The 7,145-nt window shown below is 24.8% G+C and carries 5 protein-coding genes; all 5 read right to left on the bottom strand.

What is annotated here, in order from left to right; translation table 11 throughout:
* A partial coding sequence (locus ACERKK_RS09365) for a HAMP domain-containing protein (protein WP_373772821.1) occupies positions 1 to 1,771 on the bottom strand: 1,771 nt, incomplete at its 3' end.
* Positions 1,772 to 2,812: an HD domain-containing phosphohydrolase gene (locus ACERKK_RS09360; protein ID WP_373772820.1), complete on the bottom strand. Its 1,041-nt coding sequence runs from the start codon at positions 2,810 to 2,812 to the stop codon at positions 1,772 to 1,774.
* 98 nt (positions 2,813 to 2,910) lie between these two features.
* On the bottom strand, positions 2,911 to 5,778 hold the full coding sequence (locus ACERKK_RS09355; RefSeq protein ID WP_373772819.1) for an ATP-binding protein: 2,868 nt from the start codon (positions 5,776 to 5,778) through the stop codon (positions 2,911 to 2,913).
* A gap of 1 nt (position 5,779) precedes the next feature.
* The gene (locus ACERKK_RS09350) at positions 5,780 to 6,919 is read right to left on the bottom strand and encodes an FIST signal transduction protein (RefSeq protein ID WP_373772818.1); all 1,140 of its coding nucleotides are present in this window, start codon (positions 6,917 to 6,919) and stop codon (positions 5,780 to 5,782) included.
* A gap of 52 nt (positions 6,920 to 6,971) precedes the next feature.
* A complete protein-coding gene (gene truD / locus ACERKK_RS09345) occupies positions 6,972 to 7,136 on the bottom strand; it encodes a tRNA pseudouridine(13) synthase TruD (protein ID WP_373772822.1) in 165 nt (54 codons plus the stop codon).
* Between the last annotated feature and the right edge of the window lie 9 nt (positions 7,137 to 7,145).

Genomic DNA, 7,145 nt, shown 5'->3' with positions numbered 1-7,145 from the left:
CCATTTTATTAAATGACCTTTCTAAGTTTCCAATTTCATCATTGGATTTAACATTTATTCTATAATCAAAATCATTATTAGAATAATTTTTAGTCGCAATTAATAGTTTTTCAAGTTTTGATGTTAAATATTTTGACATCCATACTGCAATTACAATAATTAAAATAAGCATTATTAGTGTTACCACTGATAATTCATTTATTAATCTTTCGATAAAACCTTCAATTTCATTTTTATTTTCATTTACTATTTCTTGCATTTGTTCTGTTTGAACGTTAAGAATTTTAGTTACATTACTTTTTGTTGCATTTGATGCAGAATGGAATTCATCTACATTAGCACCAATTGTTACAAAACCAAAACCTCTTTTTGTATTTCCATACTTACCCGTATAATAAGGAATAGTAGCAGCTGTAGTTAGTTTCCATACCTTACTCCAATAAATTATAAAAGAGCCATATCCTCCATCTTTTGTAACTTGCATCCAACCTTCACATTGTGGTGCAAAATTTAAATATCTACAATCTAAACCTATATTTCCACTTTCTAACAATTGTCTAATATTAGGTTTTTTACTTAAACTTTGCTCTTGAAAAGTTGGATAATCTTTTAGAAATTCATTTATATTTTTATTTGATTCATAATATTTTTTAGCAACATCCAAACTAAGCCAAGGCATAGCTTGTTTACCTGTATTTTTATCATATCCTATAATAAAGTAATCTCTTGCATGAGAAATATTTCTACCTTCATAGTCCCACATAAAAGCATAATTACCTAAACTTGCATCTGCTATATCTTGTGTTGGATTTACACTAGTAGGATTTGAAGTATCAGTAAATTGCATAATATGTTTATGATCTAAGGCTAATGATACATAACCTATTTTTTTATTATTTTTGAATACTGGCGTAATAAATCGAACTATTGCTTGAAACTCTTTTCCAACAGGATTTTCTTTTCCTGCATAAGCATATTTTTCAGGTTCAAAATCAATTTTTGATTTAATAGCTTTTTGTTTTGTAAAGGTACCTATTACTTTTGAATTAACATATTCTCCAATAACATCAGAAACATAAATTTCTTCTTTCTTTAAATTTTTTATTTCACTAAAGTAATTTTCTGAGCTAATATAAGTATTCTTTTTACTTGAAATATCAAGTAGTTCACCATTTAATTGAGAAACTTTTAGCTTTTCTTTTCCGTTTAAATCAAAAAAAGTTATCTCTTTATAAATATATATTGTTTTTTTCTTTAGATTTAAAGGATTTGTATAGTTAAACTCTTTTTTATTATCCAATAAAGAAGCTTCTTCTTTTTTTGATTCTAATGTATTAGAACTAGTTTTTATTTTCCAAGTGTTATCATTATTATCATAATAGTAGTCATCATGTACTATTATTTCTCTTGTTTTTACTTCGTTAAATTTACTAAGTACGTCTTGATTTAAATCTAATTTAGAAAGAAATAAAATATCTTTATCTCTTTCATATAGAAAATTTGCAACATTTTTAGAGATTTCAAAAGATAGTCTTTCTAGTGAAAGTTGTGATTTTTTATCTAAGTTTTTTATACTATCTTCAATAGAAGCATTTGCAGTATTTAAAACTATTTCTTTATTTTTATTAAAAAGATATCTTGTACTTTCTTGAAGATAGTTTTCTAATTTAAGAACACCTTCATAAGCAATAAAAGAAATAATAAGTAAGGGAATAACCTTTATAAATATAAAGATTACTATAAGTTTGATTTTTATAGAAAGATTTTTCATTTATTTATCATTAAATGAATTATAAATTTTACTAACCTCTTCTATATTATCAACAAATAATTTTACGATTTTAGGATCGAAATGATGTCCGCTCTCTTTTTTTAATAAATCTAAGGCATCATCAAAAGTCCATGCTTTTTTATATGGACGATTAGAAGTTAAAGCATCAAATACATCTGCAATACTTACAATTCTTCCATAAATTGATATCTCATCACCTTTTAAACCATTAGGATAACCACTTCCATCAAATTTTTCATGATGATTTAATGCAATTATTGCACCAACTTTAAGATATTCACTATTTGAATCTTTTAAAATTTCATAACCAATATTTGCATGATTTTTCATAATATTAAACTCATCATTATCAAGTTTTCCAGGTTTTAATAATATTTTATCTTCAATACCAACTTTTCCTAAATCATGAAAAGGTGATGCATAAAAAATCAAATCTTGTTCTTCTTCACTTAAACCATATTCTCTTGCTAACATTTTAGAATAGTACGATACTCTTGATACATGTGATGCAGTTTCTGGGTCTTTATATTCCGCAGTTTTACCTAAGATATTTAAAGTCTCATGTTCTCTATTTATTAAATTTGTAGTTGCTTTTTCTATCTCTTTTTGTAAAAGTTTAGCCTCATCCTTTAATAACATTCTATTTTCATAACTAGTTAATAAATTAATTACTCTAACTTCAAAAAGTGCAGAATTAACAGGTTTACTTAAAAAATCATTCGCACCAGCAGCAAATGCATCTTTATGGATTTTATCATCTCCAGCAGCAGTTATCATTAAAATTGGAATATCAGTATTCTTTTTTCTATACTCTTGAATAAACTCTAAACCATTAAGATTTGGCATCATATAATCAATAATAATCATATCAACATCATTTTTAATTACATACATCAATGCTTCAAGAGGATCTAAAAAACTCACAACATTTAAGTCCATATCTTCGCACATAGCTTCAATTAAGAAAAGATTATTTTCATTATCATCAATAGATACTATCTTCATATTTGTAAACTGCATAAAAAGCCTTATTTTTTAACTATATTTAATAAAAATTATATAATTTTAAGACTTAAAATAACGAAATTCTAGGTCTTATTATTAATTATAAAATCTTATTAAATTGTTTTTTTAATTTCTAAAAACACTTGTTTTAATTTATCTATATCACCTAAATTATGGTAATTATTCTTTGATTTTTTTTCGATATCTTTTAAAATCGATGCTGCTGTATTCATTGCTAAATTTAAACAACTTCCCTTTATAAAATGGGCTTGGTTATGAATCTCTTCATAATTTTCATCTTCCATAAAATCTTGCAATTTTTTTAAGTCATTATCAATATTTGTAAAAAATTTATTTAAAAGCATATCAATAATATTTTCACTTAAACCTAGACTTTCAATTAAGTTATTTTTCTCAAATTTTTCAATTGTAATTACTTCTTCTTTTATAGTATGTTTTGGTGCCAAATTAGTATATTTTTGAATCATTGTATTTAATTCATCAACTTTAATTGGTTTAGCCATATAATCATTCATACCCGCATAAAGATATCTCTCTTTATCACCTTCTATACTATTTGCCGTTAATGCAATAATTGGAACCTGATAAGTGTTCTCTTCTTTTTGTAATTTTAGAATTTTTTTCGTTGCATTAACACCATCAAGAACAGGCATATTTATATCCATAAAAATCAAATCATAAAAATTTTCTTTATATAAATCAACTGCCTCTTGACCATTTTCAGCAATTGTACATTTTATATTTAGATGATTAATTAATACTTCAATTAGCTTTTGATTATTCGGGTTATCTTCTGCTACTAAAATATGTTTTTTAGAATTTTTTTCTTTATCTAATACTTCAAATTTAATATCACTTTGTTCAATAACTGTATTATCAGAAATAATATTAAATATTTTAGATCCATAAATTGGTAAATCTATAAAATGATGTATTAAGCTACCTATTTCATTGCTTTTTATTGAGTTTTTATCTCCAACATAAACAATTCTTGAAGATTTGTTTAATAGTTTAAATTGAGTAAGTGTTTCTAATAAATTTTTACTATCAAAACAAAATAAGAAATCTATATTATTAATAACTGAATTTTTATCAAACTTATAAACTTCGCCAACTTTATTTAAATAATTATTAATACTTATTTTTAAATGTTCTGAATCATTTTCAATATCAGATACTGCAAATTTTAAATGTGAGAAATGATGTGTTCTTTGATCATCTTTTTTATCTATTTTAAAATCTAAAATAAAAGAGAACTTACTTCCCGTATTTTCTTCAGATTCAACAATAATATCTGATTTTAAAAGATTAATAATATCTTTACAAATCGCAAGACCTAAACCAGTTCCTCCAAATTTTCTACTAATTCCTGAATCAGCTTGAGAAAATGGTTCAAATATTATTTCTTGTTGGCTTTTTGAAATTCCTATTCCACTATCTTCAATAATAAATTTAATTTTTACATCAGTTGGAGTCTGTTCTATTGCTTTCATAATAAAAAGAACTTGTCCATTTTCTTGTGTAAATTTAATTGCATTACTTAATAAATTTGATAAAACTTGTCTTAGTCTAGTAGAATCACTAACAATACTATAAGGTATTGTTGGGTCAGAATCATAAATAAATCTAATATTTTTTTCTTGAGCTTTTATTGAAAATAATTCAATAATATTTTCAATAAAAATACTTATAGGAAAGGCTTCATTTTCTATATCTATTTTTCCACTTTCTATTTTAGAAATATCTAAAACATCATCAATAATATCTAAAAGAGATTCTGCACTTTTTGAGATAATTCTTGAGTACTCTTTTGGTTCTTGTTCTAAATTTGCTTTTAATAAGATATCTGAAAAACCAATAATTGCATTTAAAGGAGTTCTTATTTCATGAGACATATTTGCTAAAAAATTTGATTTAGTTTGTTTAGCAATTTCAGCTTTTTTTCTAGCATTTTCTAATTCAGTAATATCAACAAATGTTACTAAAAAATGTTGAGATTCATTTAATTCTATCTCTTTACAAGTAACTTGAAAGATTTGTTCAATACCATGTTCATTTGTTCTTGTAACTTTATTAGTATTGCTATTTTTTACTAAGAAGCGTTCATACCATTTAAAATCAGTTCCATCTGAACTTTTTAATGTATCTCTTTCATTAAAAAGGTCACAAACACATTCCATTGAATTTTTAAAATCTTCTAAATTTTTATAACCAAATGTTTCAAAAAACTTTTGATTAACAGCTGTTATTCCAAACTTTGGTTTTATAATAATTGTTATATTTTCTTGTGAATTAAAGATAGTATTAAGTCGTTGAGTTTGATTCTTCATATTTTTTTCGTAAACAACTCTTTTTGTCACTTCATCTCTTAATCCCATATATTCAATAATATTACCATCAGCATCAGTAAGCGGAACAATAGTTGAAGTTACATAATAAACTTTTCCATCCTTTGAAAGGTTTGAAAATGTCCCATGCCATATTTCTTTATTTGTAATAGTATCCCAAATATTTTTAAATAAACTATCAGAATTAGCAGGGTTTTTAACAATATTATGAGAGCTACCAATTAATTCTTCTTTACTATAACCACTAATCTGGCAAAACTTATCATTTACATAAGTGATTATCCCATTTTTATCTGTTCTACTTACTATCAATGATTTATCTATTGCATCTTTATATTGGTGTAATAAATTAATAATATCTTTATTTTCATTAGTTTTATTTTTAAGTAACTCTGAACGTTCTTCTATTATTTTTTTTAATTGATTATTTGTATTTTCTAACTCTTCTGAATTAACAGTAATAATATGTTCATTAATTTTTCTTTGTTCATCAAAGTCATTGTAAACTTGAGATACTGCATTTAATAATGATTTTAATTCTGGATCTAGAGTTTCAAAATCATTTGATTTTTTTAAGAATTTATTTAATTGTCTTTTTAGTAATCTATGCATATTAAGACTCATATATCACAGTAAGTGTCATTGTTTGATTATGTAATTCACAATTTATTTTATTGTTTTTAAAAGGTGCTATTTCACCATAAGAATAAAAACCAGATAAAACAACATTTTTACCCAATATATTTTGTACTGCTTCTAATTCATCATCAACTAAATAATTCATAACAATTTTTCGTCCTACACAACTAACAACTAAACCTAAGGCTGTTTTATCATTTGTTTGTTTAATTGATTTAGCTGCTTCACCTGCACCCTCAATTAATAAATCAATATCAGCTTTCATAAGTCTTGCTTTGTATCCAACAGGAACATCTCCTGCAAATGTTATACTTTTATCTTCTTCATTAATTCCTAAAAGAGTACGAATAACTTCTGAACTATTTTCATCTTTTTTTATACTTAAAGGAAATCTAAGTCCACTATTTGGTAAATCAGAAGCTAAAGAGCCCAAGTATTTTTTATATAAGTCAAGTGCTGGTTCATTATCTATTTCATATAAAATATTATCTTTAGATTTTGTAATAATTCTTTGAGCTCCAAATTCACTCCAACCTGCAAAACATCCTGTATCAATTGTTAAATCATTTCCATAGAATCCAACGGCAACAATCGTTCTTTGATTAGATTGTGTATCGACAACTACATAAGTTTCTTCAAATTTATCTCCATCTCCTGCCATACCACCAGTTACACTAATATTTTTAGTAACTTTATTTATGCCTCTTGTTAAAGATGAACCATTTATAAGTAAACCATCACTAATTACAAAGATATGTTTTAAATTCTCTTGTTTTAGTTTACTCACTAACTCTTTTGAAAGTTCTTCAACATCATCCTCTTCATTAAAACAAATTGATGCTACTTCAATCGAAGATTTTTCAAAAGAAATCGCTGTTGCAATAATTTCATAACTTGAAACTTCAGATGCATTTATATTTCCAGAAGTTGATGAACCAACAATTTTTGCATTTTTATAACGTTGTTTTATTTCTGCTAAATTTTCACTATTTTTAATAGCATCTCTATTTCCAAAAATAAATACAATATCAACATTGTCTAATTGAGTTTCATCTATATCACCAGAATTTTTTATCCATTGATTTTTATCATAAACAAGCGTTTCTATCTTCATAATCTTCCCTAAAATATTTATATAATCATTCTAACACAAACATTTTTAAGAGTTATGCCTTTAAATTCCTATTTGCAATATTTTCAATTAAAACTGTTGCATAAGATGATTTTGGTAATGTAAATTTCACTTTACATTTTTGTGTTTCTTTATTGTAATTTACGCTTATATCTGTTGGATATACGATAGCATCTCTTCTATACCCTTTTTCTTGAATATATTGATC

The organism is Poseidonibacter sp., from assembly GCF_041821165.1.
Lineage (GTDB): Bacteria > Campylobacterota > Campylobacteria > Campylobacterales > Arcobacteraceae > Poseidonibacter.
The sequence above is the reverse complement of the archived record's forward strand: the minus strand, read 5'-3'. Positions and strand labels throughout refer to the sequence as shown.